The sequence below is a fragment of the Paraburkholderia piptadeniae genome, assembly GCF_900007165.1.
Classification (GTDB): Bacteria; Pseudomonadota; Gammaproteobacteria; order Burkholderiales; family Burkholderiaceae; genus Paraburkholderia; species Paraburkholderia piptadeniae.
Window position 1 is genome coordinate 1 of sequence record NZ_CYGY02000226.1, and the last position, 516, is coordinate 516.

A 516-nucleotide genomic window follows, 5' to 3' on the forward strand; every position below is an offset into this window, starting at 1 on the left:
CGAGTGGCGCCGTCTGTTCGAGTTCAGCACCACATGGGGCATGCTGCTCGGATTCTTCGGCACGATCTACGTCTTGTGGCTTTACAACGCGTGGTTGCCGTCTTACCTGCAAATGGAACTTCACCTGACTATTGCGAAGTCGGGATGGGTGGCCGCGGTTTCCTATCTCTTTGGCGTGGTGGGCAGTCTCTCTGGCGGAAAGATTTGCGACGTGCTCGCACGGCGAGGCGTGTCGGCGATCAACAGCCGGAAGTATCCGATGGCGGCTTCGCTTTTCGGGGTCGCCGTGTTCACGGTACTGACCGGCCTCACGCACAATGTGACGCTGGCGGTCGTCTTCATTTCGATCTCGATGTTGCTGCTGTATGTTTCGAGCAGTGCGGCCTGGGCGACCGCGTCCGTTGCCGCGCCCGCCAATTGCACCGCTTCCATCGGCGCCATGCAGAATTTCGGCGGCTACTTCGGCGGCGCGCTGGCACCGGTGGTCACGGGCTTCATCGTGCAGCAGACCCACTC

Annotated in this window: 1 protein-coding gene; it reads left to right on the forward strand. The window is 61.0% G+C overall.

Annotation, left to right across the window (positions count from 1 at the left end; genetic code table 11):
- Positions 1–40 precede the first annotated feature (40 nt).
- Positions 41–516, forward strand: a 476-nt coding sequence (locus tag BN2476_RS44885) for an MFS transporter (protein ID WP_235851269.1), incomplete at its 3' end; no start/stop codon positions are given.